This is a genomic window from Scardovia wiggsiae F0424 (genome assembly GCF_000269605.1).
GTDB classification, from domain to species: Bacteria; Actinomycetota; Actinomycetes; order Actinomycetales; family Bifidobacteriaceae; genus Scardovia; species Scardovia wiggsiae.
Genome location: NZ_AKCI01000001.1, coordinates 380,400 through 397,001 on the forward strand (window position 1 = coordinate 380,400; position 16,602 = coordinate 397,001).

14 protein-coding genes are annotated in these 16,602 nt (G+C 54.1%); 12 read left to right on the forward strand and 2 right to left on the reverse strand.

Annotation, left to right across the window (positions count from 1 at the left end):
- The first annotated feature begins 6 nt into the window (after nucleotides 1-6).
- The 6 genes from HMPREF9156_RS0101770 (at nucleotide 7) to dnaG (ending at nucleotide 7,813) form a co-directional block, all read left to right on the forward strand.
- Nucleotides 7-963, forward strand: a complete 957-nt coding sequence (locus HMPREF9156_RS0101770; RefSeq protein ID WP_007147087.1) for an ABC transporter permease — start codon at nucleotides 7-9, stop codon at nucleotides 961-963.
- The gene (locus tag HMPREF9156_RS0101775; RefSeq protein ID WP_007147088.1) at nucleotides 960-1,850 is read left to right on the forward strand and encodes an ATP-binding cassette domain-containing protein; all 891 of its coding nucleotides are present in this window, start codon (nucleotides 960-962) and stop codon (nucleotides 1,848-1,850) included. The genes HMPREF9156_RS0101770 and HMPREF9156_RS0101775 overlap by 4 nt, the downstream gene beginning before the upstream one ends.
- Nucleotides 1,850-2,662, forward strand: coding sequence for an ABC transporter ATP-binding protein (locus HMPREF9156_RS0101780; protein ID WP_007147089.1), 813 nt, complete (start codon nucleotides 1,850-1,852; stop codon nucleotides 2,660-2,662). The genes HMPREF9156_RS0101775 and HMPREF9156_RS0101780 overlap by 1 nt, the downstream gene beginning before the upstream one ends.
- A 99-nt stretch (nucleotides 2,663-2,761) precedes the next feature.
- Nucleotides 2,762-4,129 carry an alanine racemase gene (gene alr, locus HMPREF9156_RS0101785; RefSeq protein ID WP_007147090.1) on the forward strand — a complete coding sequence of 456 codons (1,368 nt, stop codon included), beginning with the start codon at nucleotides 2,762-2,764 and terminating at the stop codon, nucleotides 4,127-4,129.
- Nucleotides 4,130-4,290: 161 nt separating this feature from the next.
- Nucleotides 4,291-5,622: a deoxyguanosinetriphosphate triphosphohydrolase gene (locus HMPREF9156_RS0101790; RefSeq protein ID WP_017147395.1), complete on the forward strand. Its 1,332-nt coding sequence runs from the start codon at nucleotides 4,291-4,293 to the stop codon at nucleotides 5,620-5,622.
- A 100-nt stretch (nucleotides 5,623-5,722) separates the two neighbouring features.
- Entirely contained in the window at nucleotides 5,723-7,813 is a 2,091-nt protein-coding gene (gene dnaG / locus HMPREF9156_RS0101795; RefSeq protein ID WP_007147092.1) for a DNA primase, read from the forward strand.
- 38 nt (nucleotides 7,814-7,851) lie between these two features.
- Here dnaG and lexA read toward each other — a convergent pair whose 3' ends face one another.
- Entirely contained in the window at nucleotides 7,852-8,661 is an 810-nt protein-coding gene (lexA, locus tag HMPREF9156_RS0101800) for a transcriptional repressor LexA (protein ID WP_007147093.1), read from the reverse strand.
- A 176-nt stretch (nucleotides 8,662-8,837) separates the two neighbouring features.
- Here lexA and HMPREF9156_RS0101805 point away from each other — a divergent pair, with 176 nt between their 5' ends.
- Both HMPREF9156_RS0101805 and nrdR read left to right on the forward strand, forming a co-directional pair.
- The gene (locus HMPREF9156_RS0101805) at nucleotides 8,838-9,236 is read left to right on the forward strand and encodes a LysM peptidoglycan-binding domain-containing protein (RefSeq protein ID WP_007147094.1); all 399 of its coding nucleotides are present in this window, start codon (nucleotides 8,838-8,840) and stop codon (nucleotides 9,234-9,236) included.
- A gap of 89 nt (nucleotides 9,237-9,325) precedes the next feature.
- Nucleotides 9,326-9,799 (forward strand): transcriptional regulator NrdR, encoded by a 474-nt coding sequence (nrdR, locus tag HMPREF9156_RS0101810; RefSeq protein WP_007147095.1) that lies wholly within the window; start codon nucleotides 9,326-9,328, stop codon nucleotides 9,797-9,799.
- Here the strand turns inward: nrdR and HMPREF9156_RS0101815 are convergent.
- On the reverse strand, nucleotides 9,786-12,092 hold the full coding sequence (locus HMPREF9156_RS0101815; protein WP_007147096.1) for a HelD family protein: 2,307 nt from the start codon (nucleotides 12,090-12,092) through the stop codon (nucleotides 9,786-9,788). The genes nrdR and HMPREF9156_RS0101815 overlap by 14 nt on opposite strands.
- Nucleotides 12,093-12,531: 439 nt before the next feature.
- Between HMPREF9156_RS0101815 and mraZ the strand changes: the two genes are divergently transcribed.
- The 4 genes from mraZ to HMPREF9156_RS0101840 all read left to right on the forward strand — a co-directional run bounded on the left by mraZ (nucleotide 12,532) and on the right by HMPREF9156_RS0101840 (nucleotide 16,593).
- Nucleotides 12,532-13,104, forward strand: a complete 573-nt coding sequence (gene mraZ, locus HMPREF9156_RS0101825; protein WP_007147097.1) for a division/cell wall cluster transcriptional repressor MraZ — start codon at nucleotides 12,532-12,534, stop codon at nucleotides 13,102-13,104.
- Nucleotides 13,101-14,117 (forward strand): 16S rRNA (cytosine(1402)-N(4))-methyltransferase RsmH, encoded by a 1,017-nt coding sequence (gene rsmH, locus HMPREF9156_RS0101830; protein ID WP_007147098.1) that lies wholly within the window; start codon nucleotides 13,101-13,103, stop codon nucleotides 14,115-14,117. Before mraZ ends, rsmH begins: the two co-directional genes overlap by 4 nt.
- Before the next feature lie 64 nt (nucleotides 14,118-14,181).
- The gene (locus tag HMPREF9156_RS0101835; protein ID WP_007147099.1) at nucleotides 14,182-14,604 is read left to right on the forward strand and encodes a hypothetical protein; all 423 of its coding nucleotides are present in this window, start codon (nucleotides 14,182-14,184) and stop codon (nucleotides 14,602-14,604) included.
- A gap of 192 nt (nucleotides 14,605-14,796) precedes the next feature.
- Nucleotides 14,797-16,593 (forward strand): peptidoglycan D,D-transpeptidase FtsI family protein, encoded by a 1,797-nt coding sequence (locus HMPREF9156_RS0101840; RefSeq protein ID WP_390156887.1) that lies wholly within the window; start codon nucleotides 14,797-14,799, stop codon nucleotides 16,591-16,593.
- Nucleotides 16,594-16,602 lie beyond the last annotated feature (9 nt).

Consider the following 16,602-nt stretch of genomic DNA (forward strand, 5'->3'; position numbering starts at 1 on the left):
TAGGCGATGGCTAAGAAAACTGGTGCTGTGGTTTCCTCAGTATGGGGTGTATTGCGGGGATCGCTCAGCGGGCGGTTCTCTCTAGCAGTTTTAGCTGTCTGGGTGCTGCTTGCCCTGGTATCGCTGATATGGACCCCATATCCTCTGCTGGATCAGGAAAAAGGCAGTATCCTTGCCGCGCCCTCATGGCGCCATCCTTTAGGGACAGATGCTGCGGGTGCGGATGTTGCCAGCTGGCTTCTGAAAGGCAGCAGTGTTGAGCTGGCTGTTGCTGCCCTTGTAGTTTTTATTACTTTTCTTATCGGGTCCGCAGGCATTGCTCTTACAGTCAGCTCCCATCGCATCGTATCGCGGCTCAGCACAGTGGCTATCGATACCCTTATCGCTGTCCCGACAATAGTTATTGCTATGGTCATTGCAGTACCGTTCGGGGCGTCTATTGCTGTTGTAGTTATTGCCTGTTCCTGTGCGTATAGTTTTACGCTTATGCGGATCGTACGCCCGCAGGCCCTGCTGGCCGTGTCATCTGATTATGTGGAAGCTGCACGCTGGGCAGGCGCCGGGGACTGGACGGTCTTCCGCAGGCATGTGCTTCCGTCTGTCGCACCAATGATGATTATTGAACTGTCGCATTGCGCCGGCACAGCAGTACTGGCAGAAGTCGGGCTGACTTATCTGGGGGTAGGGATGCCGTCTGATATCCCTTCATGGGGGCATACCCTCGCCACATCGTCGCAGCTTATCAGCGTATATCCGCTTACTGTAGTGTGGTCAGGCCTGTGTGTTGCTGCCGGCGTGTCTGCCCTGAATATTATGGGCGACAGCATACGTGAGGCAGCTGATCCCGTAACGAACCCATACCTACGCTCGGCGGTCGGGGGCTACGGACCCGTCTTACAGGGGAAAAAAGGATGGCATGGGCCTGGGTACAGGGATGATAAGGGCAGAGGAGGACAGGCATGAGTATATCAGTATCAGGGCTGAGTGTTGATATAGCAGGGAAAGCTATAGTCCGCGATGTGTCCTTCTTTATTGATGACGGACAGAGGGTGGGGATCATAGGGTCTTCAGGTTCAGGAAAATCTATGATTCTGAAAGCGATACTGGGGATACTTCCTGAAGAGGCGCATGCCCGAGGATCTGTGAAGCTTGATGGCATAGAGATCTTGAATTTACCGGATAAAAAGCTTTCAAGGCTGCGCGGGACCTATATAGGGTCAGTCTTTCAGAACCCATCTCTGGCGCTGAACCCGGTGGAGACGGTAAAAAAGAATCTCCTTCTGCCGCTGACGCTGAGAAAACGGCTAACAGGAAAAGAAAGCGATAAGGCAGCTGCTGCAGCGCTGCAGTCTGTCGGGCTTGGCAGCAACATGCTTGGAAGGTATCCGCGCGAGCTTTCCGGCGGGCAGCAGCAGCGTGTGGCTATCGCCGAGGCTATGATCAATGATCCTCAGCTTATTATTGCCGATGAACCGACTACTGCGCTCGATACCATTGTCCAGAAGCGTATCCTTAGCCTCCTTCTCGGCAAAGTCCGGGAGTCAGGTGCTTCGCTCCTTTTTGTGACGCACGATTTTTCTGTGCTGTCGGCGGTTGCCCAGGAATGTTACGTTATTGACAAAGGCAGGATAGTCGATTCAGGTAAAGTCGGAAGTTTCCTCAACGATCCGGGCACGGCACGCAGTGATGTGGCCCGCAGGCTTGTTGCAGCTGCCCGCGAGCTTGCCCTGCATACCGATAATATGGGCATCGCAGGAATCAGCAGCAATGGCGGTACTGGTATTGGTACTGATGCCGATACAGCTTCGGGCAAGCCTGCAGCGGATATTTCAGGGCAGGGGAATGAGTAATGGCAGTATATGAAAGCAGCAGGAATGCGGATACCCCTCTTATTGAGGCAATTGGGCTGAATAAGGTATTCATACGCAGCGGGAAGCAGATCACAGCTGCCCGGGATGTTTCCCTGAGCGTCCGATACGGTGAGTCTGTAGCTATAGTGGGCGAATCAGGATCGGGAAAGACCACTGCTGTACGGATGGCTCTTGGCCTGGAACAGCCGGATTCGGGGCAGGTTTTCTATAATGGCGGCAATATCCGCAAAAAAAAGTGCCGGGATGGCCTGCGCAGCGTTACAGGGCTTATTTTCCAGAACCCCTACTCGTCTATGGACCCGCGGTGGACTGCCGGGCAGATAGTTGAGGAACCGCTGGTACTGCGCGGTGGCCTCTCGCGCAAAGAAATGGATGATAAAGCCTGTGATTCCCTGGCTGCTGTAGGGCTCGACCCTTCTGATTTCATGGGACGTTTTCCTCAGGATATGTCCGGCGGCCAGGCGCAGCGCGTAGCCATAGCAAGGGCACTGGTCTCAGGGCCAAAACTGCTTGTGGCTGACGAACCTATGAGTGCTGTCGATGTCAGCGGACGCCTGAAGATAGTGAAGGTGTTTAATAAGCTCCGCGCCCAGGGAATATCCATGCTCATGGTGCTCCATGACCTGGGGCTGGCGCAGCAGCTTGCTGATACTGTAGTTGTTATGCATAACGGTAAAGTTATTGAAACAGGCCCTTCCAGCCAGGTGCTGGGACATCCTTTGCAGCCGTATACACGGGAGCTTATTGCTGCGGCACAGTGGGATGTACGGCAGCCTGAGGCCCGGGTGTAGCAAGCGTGTAGAAGTGCAGGGGTATCCGGTTGTGGCGAGGTGCAGGTCTGGGATAATAGTACTAGGCATGGTACGCGGCACGTGAGCAAAGGACAGCATATGAGTTTATCAGCAACAGGGCAGTGGGATTTTGAGACATCGGCAGCCAGAGAGAATTATGATGCCGCTTTGCGCGAATATCCTGCCCAGGCGATTATTGATTTTGCTGCTTTGCGGGATAATATGCGGCATATAGTTGGGATGGTGAAAAAACCGGGATCCGGTGCCGGAGGGACTGAAGCCATGGGGGTCGTGAAAGCTGACGCATATGGGCATGGGCTTGTCCCAACTGCGCTGGCTGCACTTGCCGGGGGTGCTTCATGGCTGGGGACTGCACAGTCGCGTGAGGCCCTGAAGCTGCGTGAGATCGGTATCGGGCCGGGCAGGGCGCATATCTTAACGTGGCTTTATAACGGCGCACGCGATCCGTTCGATAAGCTCATCGGCAACGATATTGATATAGCTGTCGGCTCCCTGTCAGGGATCGCAGCGGTGGCGCATGCTGCACGTATGGCAGGGAAACCGGCGCGGGTCCACGTGAAAGTAGATACAGGTTTTGGCCGCAATGGTTTTACTCCTGAGGAATTTGATGCAGCCCTGCGGTCCCTGCGCACAGAAACCGATGAAGGCCTTCTTGATGTTGTAGGTGTCTGGAGCCATCTGGCTGTTGCGGATGCGCCTGACGATAAGGAAAGCGTCAGCGCAACAGATGCACAGATAACCAGTTTCAATGAGTTTGTACGGCGTATGGAATCGGCAGGCCTGCCGCCAAAAATCCGGCATCTGGCAAACACGGCCGCAACTTTTACCCGGCCGGATATCCATTTTGAACTTGTTCGTCCAGGCATCGGGCTGTATGGGTACGAGCCGGATCCTGCTATGGGGCGGCCCCAGGACTGGCATCTTACACCGGCAATGGTGCTCCAGGCCCAGCTGGGGACAGTAAAAGACCTTCCGGCAGGGCATTCAATTTCTTACGGGCGGACATATATTACCCCGTCGGCCACGAGTACCGCTGACCTGCCTGTAGGCTATGCGGACGGCATACACCGTTCGGCATCCGGTTTCAATGAAGCCGGGGCGTTAGGCGTGGAACATACTGGAGGGCCTGTACGCATTATGACCAGCGAGGGCCCCAGGATCGTCCATGTCAGCGGCAGGGTCTGCATGGACCAGTGCATCCTCGATTTGCGCGGCAGCGCCGCACAGCTGGGTGTTGCTGAAGGCGATACGGTGGAACTTTTCGGCCCTGGGCGGGGCGAACAGTATGGGGAGCCTACAGCGGATGACTGGGCACGCACAGCCGGCACTATCAGCTATGAAATATTCACCTGCCTGCGCAACCGCATTCCGCGCCTTTACCGTCACGCTTATGATGTCCTGGGAGCAGACGATATCAGGCTCCTTGACAGTTCCCGGCTGATTTAGGATATTCAGACTTATACCGCAGCCATAAAACTGGATACCTGCAGCAGGTACATCCGGCGGGGCGATACGGAGTCTTACCCTTACCGATTATAAAGCAGGGTCGCTGAGGACGATATATAAGCCGTAAAGGCCGATAGGGAGATGATGCTAAAGTGCGGAGTATGGCAGCGTATGGAAAACAGAGGCGGATTCACAACCGTGGGGCTGACAGCGTCTTTTTTGATGCCGAAAAATCTGTGCGCAGCGAAGGGTATTCCCAGTTTGATGAGGAACGGTGGGCTCCGGAACCGGCGAAATCCCGGAACCGTACAGAATTCGAGCGTGACAGGGCGCGTATCGTCCATTCTTCCGCCCTTCGCCGCCTTGGTGCAAAAACCCAGGTGCTCGTTGCCGGTACCGATGATTTTGCGCGTACACGCCTGACCCATACTCTGGAAGTTGCTCAGATAGGCCGCCAGATTGCTATGATGTTCGGGTGCGATCCTGATGTTGTGGACTGCGCCTGCCTGTGCCACGACCTGGGGCATCCTCCTTTCGGGCACAATGGCGAGGCAGCGCTGGCGCGAATATCGGAAGGCATTGGGGGTTTTGAAGGCAATGCACAGACTTTCCGGCTTTTAACACGCCTTGAGCCCAAGATCTTCCATCCTGACGGACGCAGTGCCGGCGTAAACCTGACCCGTGCTGCCCTCGATGCTGCCACGAAATATCCGTGGACGAAAGAGGAAGGCGCGCATCATCCCGATGGCCCGAGAGGGAACAAATTCTGCGTTTATCCTGATGATGCCGGCGCTTTTGCGTGGCTGAAGCAGGGTGTCCGGCAGTGGGCGAAACCCATGGAATGCCAGATCATGGACCTGTCAGACGATATTGCCTACAGTGTGCATGACATGGAGGATGCCATAGTTGCACGGTCCTTTGACCCCATTGCTATGAGGGATCCCCATATCGTTGACGGGATAATCGCTGTAACCCGGAAGTGGTATGGGGACGGGTGGGATGCCGACAAACTCTCTGCCGCGCTTTGCCGCCTTAAGGATATCAAGGTTTTCCCGGATCACTTCGACGGGTCCCGGCAGTCCCTGGCTGCTTTGAAAAATATTACCAGCAGGCTGATCGGACGTTTTACAAGCTCGGCTGAGATTGCTACCCGCCAGCTGTACGGCGCGGGGAATCTGACCCGGTATAATGCCAGTGTTGTTGTGCCCGAAGAGACGCAGTATGAGATCACAGCCCTTAAAGGTGTAGACGTATATTTTGCTATGGAACCGCGCGAGCATGAAGCGTTCCATCAGGAACAGCAGAAGATTATTGAAGACCTGGTTGATGTTTTTATGGCGGATACCCCGTACAGCAATGACGCGCTTGAGCCTGTATTCCTTCAGGACTGGCGTGAAGCGGCGAATGACGGTGAACGCCTGCGTGTCGCAGTAGACCAGGTAGCAAGCCTTACCGACGGTTCGGCGATTGCCCTCCATTCCATTTTGTGCTGACAGCAGCATAGAATATAAGAACCGTAGCAGGAAGCTGCCGTGTATATGGTGTATGGAATGCAGCAGACGACATGCGGAATATGTGTAAGGAAGGAGCGGCATGCCTGGTTATATTACCAAAGAAAGCGTTGAAAAAGTACGCGCGGCAGCAGATCTGTATGACATTGTCAGCGCCGATGTGACGCTTAAGGCCAGTGGTGTCGGCTCTTTTGTCGGGCTGTGCCCTTTCCACGAGGAGAAGACCGGGAGCTTTAATATACGTCCGTCCCTGGGGACGTGGCATTGCTTTGGCTGCGGCCTGGGCGGCGATGTTTTTGGCTATGTGGAGCAGAAGGAAAGCGTCGATTTCGCCCAGGCGGTCGAGCTTCTCGCGGATAAATACCATATTGAACTGGCATACGAGGATACCGGCCACAGTACCCGCCAGAGGCAGGGGTCTACCAGGGCCAGGCTTCTTGAGGTCTGCGAACAGACGCAGAAGTTCTTTGTAACCCAGCTTAATACTGATGAAGCGCTGGCGGCGCGAAAACTGCTTGCAGGACGCAATTTTACGCAGAGCGACTGCGAGAGGTTTGGCTGCGGATATGCTCCGCAGGCGTGGGATACTTTAGTCCGTTATCTCGCTGATCGCGGCTATACCCAGCAGGAGATGGTGGATGCCGGTGTTGCCCGGCGCGGGCAGAATAACAGTGTTTACGATTACTTCCGGGGACGGGCTACCTGGCCTATCCGCGATTCTACCGGGCGCACCCTGGGTTTTGGGGCCAGGAAGCTTTATGATGACGATAAGGTTGCGGCAAAATATATCAATACCCCCGATACAGCCCTTTACCATAAAAACCAGGTGCTGTACGGCATTGATATCGCGAAGCCGAATATAGTAAAACAGCGTAAAGTCGTTATTGTTGAGGGGTACACTGATGTGATGGCGTGCCATCTTGCCGGGGTGGATACTGCTGTGGCAACATGCGGAACGGCTTTCGGCGAGGAGCATGCGAAGATCGTGCGGCGGTTTATCTCAGATAATAAGCTTGGAGGCCTTCAGATACGCGGCGGTTCAAAAGTTATTTTTACTTTCGATGGTGATGCCGCAGGGCAGAAGGCGGCTATGCATGCTTTCGGACTTGACGGCGCATTCCTGACCCAGACTTTTGTTGCAGTTGCAAGGGAGAACATGGATCCCTGCGATCTGAGGATCAAATATGGCGACGATGATGTGCGGAGCCTAATTGAGCAGTGCACTCCGCTTTATGATTTCGTTATTGATACGGCTGTCAGGACTTTTGATACCCGTTATACCACTGAGCAGATCGGCGCTATGAAGGCTGCGGCGCCTGTGATTGCAAGGATCCGCGATTACGCGCTTGTTGACGGGTATACACGTAAGTACGCCGGGCAGATAGGCATTGATATCCAGAGGATGCGGAGCGAGGTAAACATGCAGCGCAGGCGGCTCGGTATCCGTTCCGCTGATGCGTTTCTTTCTTCTGAACACAGGGATCACAGCTCCGGGCCGGTCCGGGAGCCTGATTACGCCCAGCCTTTCCAGCGCCGGCAGCTTGAACATCAGAATATTGTGAATCAGTCGTATTACCGTGTGGATGATGTTGTCTTCAGCACTGAGCAGCAGTTTTTTGCCATCCTTATCCAGTCTCCGCTGTCGATGCTGGCTGCGCCAAATAAGGACCTGTATGGGCGGCTGAGCGAAAGGTGTTTCCTGACACCGGTTTTCCGTACTCTGTATAACGGCCTGCAGGTTGCCGGGGGGCTGCCTGGGCGTGATATGCCTCAGGGGCTATGGATACATAATCTTACCAAGGCCTGCGGCCCCATGATGGAACAGGTGATCAACGAGCTGGCTGTACAGCCTTTGCCTTTATCGGCAAAAGGGCGATCGCTATCTGCGGATGAAAACAGCCCCGCTGTTCTCAACAATGCCGGCGATACCGTCCATCCTGACGGCGAATCAGTGCAGCTCCGGGATGCTGCTGAAATTGAAATCAAATTTGCCGGGCAGCTCCTTACGAGGCTGCTGGACGCTGATGCTTTAAGGGCGATCGCCAGGATGAAACGGAAAATGGCTAAACTGCCTGAAGGTGAAGAAAAGATCTCCCTTCTTAACAAAGTCGTAGCTATTGAGGCATGGCGCAAAGAGCTTACTGCCCAGGCCTACGGCAATATGGACTACTAGGGCGCGCATGTCTCTGTGCGTTGCTTTGTTTTGCCCTGTCAGATTTTCCGCAGGACTGTAACGACCTTCCCCATTATTGTGGCGTACGTACCGTCAATGGGTGAGTAACTCGGGTTGTGGGGCATCAGCCAGACATGCCCTGTTCTGTCTTTCCTGAAGGTTTTGACAGTAGCTTCGTCATCAAGGAGAGCGGCAACGATATCACCGTTCTCTGCAGTATGCTGTTCGCGGATAACAACAAAATCTCCGTCGCAGATGGCTGCGTCCACCATGGAATCGCCATGGACTTCAAGCATAAACAGGGTACCGTCACCGGTAAGCCGTTCGGGCAGCCGCATAACGTCATCAATATGCTGCTCAGCTGTGATGGGTGTGCCGGCCGCGATGCGTCCGACTAGCGGGACATCGTGCGATTGGGCAATAGACTCGCTTGCATGCTGAGACGGGAAGGGATATATCTCAGCGCGGCCATAGGAAGATGTACCATTTTCGGTTTTATGCTGATTTATATCGGGGTTGGGGCTCTCCGTACCGGGGATTTCCGCTTCCGGGACTGAATCCGGTTCATTGCGGGCAATGAGCTCGATAGCGCGCCCCTTATTTGCGCCCATACGGATGAACCCCTTTTTCTCCAGCGTATCCAGCTGGTGTTTTACAGAAGAAGTGCTTTTAAGCCCTACAAGTCCTGCGATCTCACGGAATGATGGGATGTAGCCTTCGGCATTGCTGTAATGTTCTATTGCGCGGAGTATCTGCAGCTGGCGTACAGTGATACCAAGCCTGTCGGCTTCATCGGCTCCGGCATTCGCTGCTATTGCGTTATCTGCTGAGAAGGGCACGGTACTCATTCATTATCCTTAAATCAAACATACAGATCGGTCATTACACACGAGTATAGCGTGAAATCTTTGTAAAAGCAAACAGATGTTCGAAAAGGGTGTTGACATAGTCGAACATATGTGCGATACTTAGAACAGATGTTCGAAAAATTGCCGAATTGATTATGATCACAAAAGGAGTTCTGATGGCTGGAGTTATGTCAAAGCAGGCAATATCCCCTGTATCTGTAACGGCGGAAATCCCCGCAGCTGTGCGTATGGTACATCCTTCCGCGGCCCGGAGGGCAGTATCCAGGCTGACAGTATTCTCAGCATCAGTTGCCGGTATGATTGTCGCTGCTGCTGCAGCTGCGGGCTTTATGTTTATGAGGCCGGTACAGGCGCAGGCGCAGATCGAATCGACTGCCCCAATGGAAGTCCAGAGTTATGTTGTCGGTTCCGGTGATACCCTGTGGAAATATGCACAGATAGGTATGAAGCCTGGTGATATTGTAAACGATTATGTTACGTATCTGATGAAGCTTAATCATCTGGACTCTGCAGACCTCACACCGGGGCAGCGTATTATCGTCCCTAAGCATTAACAGATATCCGATATTAATAAGATATACGAAATGGCGGTGTTTGCCTGTATACAATAGTAAATAGGTATGCCTGGCGTTAGGGTGAAAGTATGCATTGTCCTTTTTGCCAGAGTGAGAATACTAAAGTCCTGGATACCCGTGTCAGTGAAGACGGCTATGCAATCAGGCGCCGCAGGGAGTGTCTTGCCTGCCATAAACGTTTTACGACCCAGGAATCAATAGTGCTGTCTGTTGTCAAACGTTCAGGGGTCACGGAACCTTTTGACCGTAAGAAGGTGATCTCAGGCGTAAGCCGTGCCTGCCGCGGACGTGCAATCAGCGAGGAAGACCTCAACCGGCTGGGACAAAAAGTCGAAGAAGACCTCCGCGCAAAGGGGCAGGCTGAAATACGGTCGGAGGAGGTAGGGAAAGCTATCCTCCAGCCTTTAAGGGATCTCGATGACGTTGCATACCTGCGGTTTGCAAGCGTTTACAAGCATTTTGACTCCATGGCTGATTATGAGGCGGAGATAGATGATATACGCCTGCATAAACCCGGTGAAGGCAGCGTTAAAGGTCAATAACCTCCTTGTCATCTTCAGATTCAATAATAATCAGCTTCTGAGTCGGACGCGTCATCGCAACATACAGGTCTGACGCTGCAACAGCGCGTGAAGCAGCATTCTCCATAATGAGCCCGGGCCTGGCCAGGATAACTGTGTCGTATTCCAGGCCTTTGACTTCGGCAGGGGTGCAGACGTTTACCTGGGCATCCCATAACGGCTGGGATGTAAGGCGTGTGAATTCTGCATCGCTGATCCGGCTGTCCATGCGCATAGCGATACGCAATGATTTATTCACGGCGTCCTTTATTTCGGCATCACAGATAACTGCTATCCTGCCGCTGCCGTCACGGGAAACATACCGGCATATCATATCAACTGCATTCCGGCTGACTGCATCGAAAAACCCTGCCTGTGCCGTACTGTTACGGGAGCCGGATGGCAGAGGTACACGCACTACTGAATCCGGTACAGTACGCGCAGCGCTGACCGTTGAAACGTGGAGCCCTTCGCTGCGCGCGAATCCTGATGACAGGTCGCATACTTCTTTCGGATTGCGGTAATCGACTGTCAGCTCATCAAGCTCCCAGCCGTCCGGGCCGAAAAGGGGGTCAAGGGTACGGGACCACGAACGGGTCCCCGCGATTGCAGATGTCTGTGCTACGTCGCCAACAATGGTAAATGACCTTGATGGGCAGCGGCGTATAAGCATACGCCAGTCCATGGGGGTCAGCTCCTGCGCCTCATCTATAACAATATGGCCGTATGCCCACTCCCTGTCATTGCCTGCCCGGGAAGCAAGCGTTGCATCATCCCCGCCTGTCATCGCAGTGATGAGATTTTTAGCATCGACCAGAGAAGGGTCAACACCGGCGAGCTGCATGGATTGGCGGGCGTATTCTTCTTCGCGCCTGCGGTCAGCATCCTGTACTGCGCGGCGTGCAGCCTCATGCGGATCCGGTCCAAGCATATCCATCGCTTCGTCAAGTATGGGCACATCGGACCGTGTAAAAGGGGAACCTTTGGGACGGAGAAGGAGCTGGATATCCTCCTCTTTCAGCCATGGTGCAAACTGCCTCATCCTGTGCGGTTTTGAGAAAATATCGCTGACCAGCCACTGTGCTGACATGGGGAGCCATGCCGTATTCAGGGTTTTCCGTACGCTGCTGCTCATCCTCAGGGTAATGCGTGCGTTATCCAGTTCGTCCTGATCGGGGGTGTAATCAAGCTGGTCAGCATAGCGGCGAACCATAAGGCCAAGCATGGAATTGACGAATACGTCGCGTGCCTGGTTATGCGGTTTCCTGCTGCTGCGGGCGTTGCGCTGCGACTGTTCAATATCTGTAGCGAGCAGGGGGACTTTTATACCATTGACAGGGATAACCGGCAGATCCCGCGGTATGCGGATACGTGCCGCAATCGCATTCCTGAGCATATCTGCCATGCGGCGGCTGCCTTTGAGGGCTGCGGCATAAGGGGTATCTTCAGTTTCGGCGCTAATCCCGGGGATGAGGGTCCCTATGGTCCGGCTTATGACACCTGTCTCGCCCAATGAAGGCAGCACCTGGTCGATATAGTGCAGGAATGCCTGCCCCGGGCCTATAATAAGTACTCCGGAATTGCGGAGCGCCCTTCTGTGCGTATAGAGGAGATAAGCAGCACGGTGCAGGGCAACCGCAGTTTTCCCGGTCCCCGGTCCGCCCTGGACAACAACAGCCTGATCTATCCGTGAACGGATAATACGGTCCTGTTCTGCCTGGATCGTCGCTACGATGTCTGTCATTTTCCCTGTGCGGCGTGAACTGAGTGAAGCCAGCAGAGCCCCTTCACCGGTGAGCGTGCCATGCTCGCGGGCCTGTGCCACCTGGTCGGAATGTGCGTCAAGTATCTCATCTTCGAGTGCCGTAACGGTGCGCATGCTGAGCGTGATATGGCGGCGCAGTGCCGTATCCCCATGGTGCTCCGGCGTTGCTTCGTAGAAAGGCCGCGCGGCCTCTGCCCTCCAGTCAGTGAGGATGGGATCATGGTTTTCATCAGAAAGCCCGATACGCCCAATATGGTGCCTGTTGCCGGCATTGTCGTCTATCCGCCCGAATACAAGGCGGTCTTCTACGGAGCGCAGCTGCATAAGCCTGTCTTCATACATGACTGCAAACGAATCGCGTTCAGATCGCTGTGTAGGGGAGCCATGCCCCCCTCGGGCGCGTACGGAATCTAACCGCTCCCGTATCTGTGCACGCAGATCATCCAGCCTTTTATAAGCATGGTCAACAACTTTTTGCTCTTCCTGAATCTGTCGAGAATACCCGGTCACAGTCGATTTCCCTTGTGTAAAAGCCGTAAAAAATCATAAAATAGTTTACTCTTACACTGCTACAAACAGTATGCGGAGTAATGCTGCTGCCAGTCGGGTGCAGGTACAGAAAAGGCGCAGATGCAGGGCTCCCGGATTTGCATAACGCACTGCCCGGCAGGTTCCATATTCTGCGTTGCGGGTATAAAAGCAGAAAAATACGGAGCCGTAAGCTCAGTAAATTTCCAATAGCACCTACGGGAACTGATATACATTCCTGTGCAGCTGTTTATGGTATTCAGCATATTTAATCTGATTATCCTGAAATGCTCCTGTGCGTAATTTATGTGATTGAAGCGTGAAGGTTTGTGCTGGAAACCCAAAAAATACGATAAATTTCTAAAATGTGGGGGAAAGTGGAGAAAAATGGGGTAAAGTGGGGAGTGATTGGAGGTCAGATATGCGTGGAACGCACGGTACAAGTCGCGGATCAGGCGGCAGCAGTGCGGGTTTCAGCGATGAAGTGGCCTCAAATAATGCGCAGGGGACTGCCGGCAAGGATCAGCCGGAGCAGCAGGGATCAGATTTCCCGGCACTCCTTCTTGGGACATATAATCCGAAAATTGATGTAAAAGGCCGTGTTGCGCTTCCTGCAAAGTTCCGCAGCCAGCTGGGCAGCGGCTGCGTCCTGGCCCGCGGGCAGGAACGGTGTATCTATCTTCTTCCATTTGCAGAGTTCCGGCGCATTGCGGCACAGATACAGCACACTTCACTGAGCAATAAAGCCGCCCGGAACTATTTGCGGGTATTCCTCTCAGGCGCAGTTGACCAGGAACCGGATAAGCAGGGGCGTGTGACCTTGCCGCCAATGCTCCGGGAATATGCGCATATCGAGAAAGATATTGTTGTCATTGGCGTAGGCACCCGTGCGGAAATCTGGAACCGTGAGGATTGGGATGAATATCTCAAGGGGCAGGAAGACGGATACAGCGATATAACCGATGATGTCCTTCCGGAGGTAGATTTCTCATGAAGGATATAGCTTCGATCCACACCCCTGTGCTGCTTGATAAATGCGTCGGCCTTGTATGCGGCGGGCTGCCCGGTACAGGGTCACCGGTGATCGTTGACTGCACGCTCGGCCTCGCAGGACACGCATCAGCCTTCCTTCAGGCGAACACTGGCGCGCAGCTTATCGGCATAGACCGCGACAGGCAGGCGCTTGACCTTGCGTCCCGGCGGATGGAAAGCCTCGGCCTTGCCAGCCGCTTCACTCCTGTGCATGCGGCTTTTGATGAAGTCTCCGATGTCTTGGGGCAGCTGGGGGTCAGCCATATTGATGCAGCATTCTTGGATCTTGGGCTGTCGAGCCTGCAGATTGACGAGGATACACGCGGATTCTCCTATTCCCATGATGCTCCTCTGGATATGCGTATGGATATTTCGCAGACGCTTACTGCAAAAGATATTCTGGCACGGTATCCGCAGGATGCGCTCGCCCGGATATTCAGGGATTATGGGCAGGAGCGCTACAGTTCTCTGATTGCAGCGAGAATTGTGCAGTATCGCGGGAAAAACGGCGATATCATAACGACCGGCCAGCTCAGCAGGCTTATAGACGATTCTATCCCGCGCGCCCACCGTGCTGCCGGGAACCCTGCTAAGAGGGTTTTCCAGGCCCTGCGTATTGAAGTAAACGGCGAACTGGACAAGCTTGCACGGACACTCCCGCAGCTTGCCATGCATCTGAACAGAGGCGGAAGGATCGTCGTGGAGTCCTACCACTCGCTTGAGGATAAAGCTGTTAAAAGTTTTATGGCACAGGGGCTCCATGCTGATGTTCCGGACAGGCTTCCCGTTGTCCCGGATAGCGCGCAGCCGTTTTTTAAGGACCTTACACATGGAGCAGCCAAGGCTGATGCAGATGAAATACAGCGCAATCCCCGCTCTTCTTCTGTGAGATTAAGGGCGGTGGAACTTATCAGGGAACTCCCCGGCCGATGGAAAAAGCGATGGGGCAAAGGTTCCCTCAGCAATCAGACATAACGGCGTATAACAGCACAGAGTACAAGGCACAAGAAGAAAATCAAGGAAAATTAAGGAGAATATCATGGCAGCACAAGCGCGCAGGGTACGTATGGAAGCACGTACAGCACGTTCTGAGGCTTCCCGTCCCCAACTGCGGGTGATCTCGCACAGCAGCACGGAGCATGCACGCATCCGTGCGGCACAGCCGGCAGCAGCATCATGGCTGCAGCGGCATATCACTGCGCGCATGGCGCAGTGGATCGCCGTGGCAACGGTTGCCGCAATAAGCTTTCTGGGCGTGCTGGGCATGCGCGTAATGCTTGTTGAGAACTCTTTTGAAGTGGCACAGACCCAGCAGAAAGTAACACTCCTCAGCCAGGATGTGGAACAGGAGCAGGCCCAGCTGGACAAGCTGCAGTCAAGCCTTCCGGACCGTGCCCAGAAACTGGGCATGACTACTTCCAATAACTCCGTAACTGTTGATATGAGCGGTACCGGCCAGTAAAAATACAATATAGCCGATGGCCGGCAGACGCCTGTCTGCCTGTATCCTGCGCATGCGTACAATAGTAGGGTGGTAAATAAGGTGCCTGCAGCAAGAAGCAATCCGTCATGGAAAGGGGATCCGTCCGGCAGCAGCCATTCACGGAACCATGACGGTCCGGCATCCGGAAATGCCGGACGATGGCTTTCCCATCTGTTCCCTGACACCCATGACCCTTCATACAGCAGGGTATTCCGCCGGCGCACCCTCGGGCTGTTCATCCTTATTATACTTCTTATTACTGGCCTGATCGTACAGCTGACAGTTGTCCAGCTGGCACAGGGGGCGTCGATTGCACGTGAGGCAGCGGCAGCCCGCAGGGTCGAGAATATCGTCCCGGCAATGCGCGGCACCATCACTGATGCTAATGGGGCCGTCCTGGCCCAAAGCGAGCAGCGGTATACGATCTATGCGGATCAGAAAGGCGCCCGCAATTTCCAGCCAATAAAATGCACCGGAAATAATAAAAGCGTCTGCCATTCGGTCAATGGCAGAGATGTCCCGGGGTCGGGCCCCTCCGCTGCCGCCAGGATACTTGCCCCCGTGATCGGTATGAATACCATGGAGCTTGGTGCAAAGCTTGCAGGCGGCAACTCATATATAGTCCTGAAACGTGATGTAGCGCCTGCTACGAAAAGGGCGATCGACAAACTCCATCTGTCCGGTGTTATCGGTTCCACCCTTACAGTGAAACGTACATATTCCGGCGACACCGTAGCAGGAGGCCTTCTTGGCGGAGTCAACTCGGAGAATAACGGTGTTGCGGGGATCGAGAGCATGGAGCAGGGCTCCCTTGCCGGCCAGGATGGGCAGCAGGTCTATGAGCACGGCGGGAACGGGCAGCGGATACCCGGTACGGAAACAGTGATCGTACCCGCCAAAAATGGCGGTACGGTAAGGCTTACCATTGACAGGGATGTCCAGTGGCTTGTCGAGAAGGCGCTTAATGAACGTATCGGCGAAGTTGGCGCAGAATGGGGCGTTGCTGTTGTCCAGGACGTGAAAACCGGGAAAATACTTGCTGTCGCAGATACAGGGAATTATAAAGCCGGCAGCCCGCAGGCAATACTCCATGGTTCAAGGGCGATGACCGCAACATTTGAACCGGGGTCTGTAGGGAAACTTATTTCTGCATCCGGGCTCCTTCAGCTTGGGCTGCATAAAGGGTCTGACCGGTTCAGCGTTCCCGGCGTGATCACAGTTGACGGTCAGCAGTATAAGGATGTGGAGAGCCATGGGGTCGAACAGCTTACGCTGGCAGGCATCCTTAATGAATCTTCCAACGTTGGTATGATCATGGCCTCAGATAAGCTTTCTACTGCTAACCGTTATGATTACCTGAAGAAATTCGGCATTGGGCAGAGTACAGGCATCAATTATCCCGGTATTTCAAGCGGAAGCCTGCCGACACCTGATAAGTGGGGGACCCGCACGAACCAGACCGTCCTGTTTGGGCAGGGCTATACTGTGAATGCCCTCCAGCTGTCAAATATTGTAGCAACGCTTGCCAACGGCGGGGTCAGGGTCGGGCAGTCCATTATTGACAAATCAACAGACAAGGATGGGAAGGATACTACCCCCAGGCCTGTGGACAGCACCCGTGTAGTAAGCCCTTCAGTCGCTTCCGACATGATGGATATGATGGAATCCGTAATGACTGAAGAATACGGCAGGGTCATTAAAGTTGACGGATACCGGCTTGCCGGCAAAACAGGTACTGCCGAAGTTTCCGGCGGCGGCCGTGCGCTGACAAAAACAGTTGGCGATACTTCCGTCGTGATCCCCGCTGACAGCCCGCGCTTTGTTATAACAGTCATGTATATGAACCCGTCCTCACACGGCGGCATTGCTACCGGTCCCGTCATCAACAAGATTGGTGAATTCCTTATGCAGAAGTATAAAGTCCCGCAGTCCAGGCCGCGCGAAAATGCTATAAGTACTACATGGTAGGGATTGGCT

What these genes read in the sequence shown, in the direction of transcription:
- HMPREF9156_RS0101835 (WP_007147099.1), top strand. Translation starts at nt 14,182, where the DNA reads ATGGCAGCACAAGCGCGCAGGGTACGTATGGAAGCACGTACAGCACGT.
- nrdR (WP_007147095.1), top strand. Translation starts at nt 9,326, where the DNA reads ATGCATTGTCCTTTTTGCCAGAGTGAGAATACTAAAGTCCTGGATACC.
- HMPREF9156_RS0101790 (WP_017147395.1), top strand. Translation starts at nt 4,291, where the DNA reads ATGGCAGCGTATGGAAAACAGAGGCGGATTCACAACCGTGGGGCTGAC.
- HMPREF9156_RS0101780 (WP_007147089.1), top strand. Translation starts at nt 1,850, where the DNA reads ATGGCAGTATATGAAAGCAGCAGGAATGCGGATACCCCTCTTATTGAG.
- HMPREF9156_RS0101805 (WP_007147094.1), top strand. Translation starts at nt 8,838, where the DNA reads ATGGCTGGAGTTATGTCAAAGCAGGCAATATCCCCTGTATCTGTAACG.
- alr (WP_007147090.1), top strand. Translation starts at nt 2,762, where the DNA reads ATGAGTTTATCAGCAACAGGGCAGTGGGATTTTGAGACATCGGCAGCC.
- lexA (WP_007147093.1), bottom strand. Translation starts at nt 8,661, where the DNA reads ATGAGTACCGTGCCCTTCTCAGCAGATAACGCAATAGCAGCGAATGCC.
- rsmH (WP_007147098.1), top strand. Translation starts at nt 13,101, where the DNA reads ATGAAGGATATAGCTTCGATCCACACCCCTGTGCTGCTTGATAAATGC.
- HMPREF9156_RS0101775 (WP_007147088.1), top strand. Translation starts at nt 960, where the DNA reads ATGAGTATATCAGTATCAGGGCTGAGTGTTGATATAGCAGGGAAAGCT.
- mraZ (WP_007147097.1), top strand. Translation starts at nt 12,532, where the DNA reads ATGCGTGGAACGCACGGTACAAGTCGCGGATCAGGCGGCAGCAGTGCG.
- dnaG (WP_007147092.1), top strand. Translation starts at nt 5,723, where the DNA reads ATGCCTGGTTATATTACCAAAGAAAGCGTTGAAAAAGTACGCGCGGCA.
- HMPREF9156_RS0101770 (WP_007147087.1), top strand. Translation starts at nt 7, where the DNA reads ATGGCTAAGAAAACTGGTGCTGTGGTTTCCTCAGTATGGGGTGTATTG.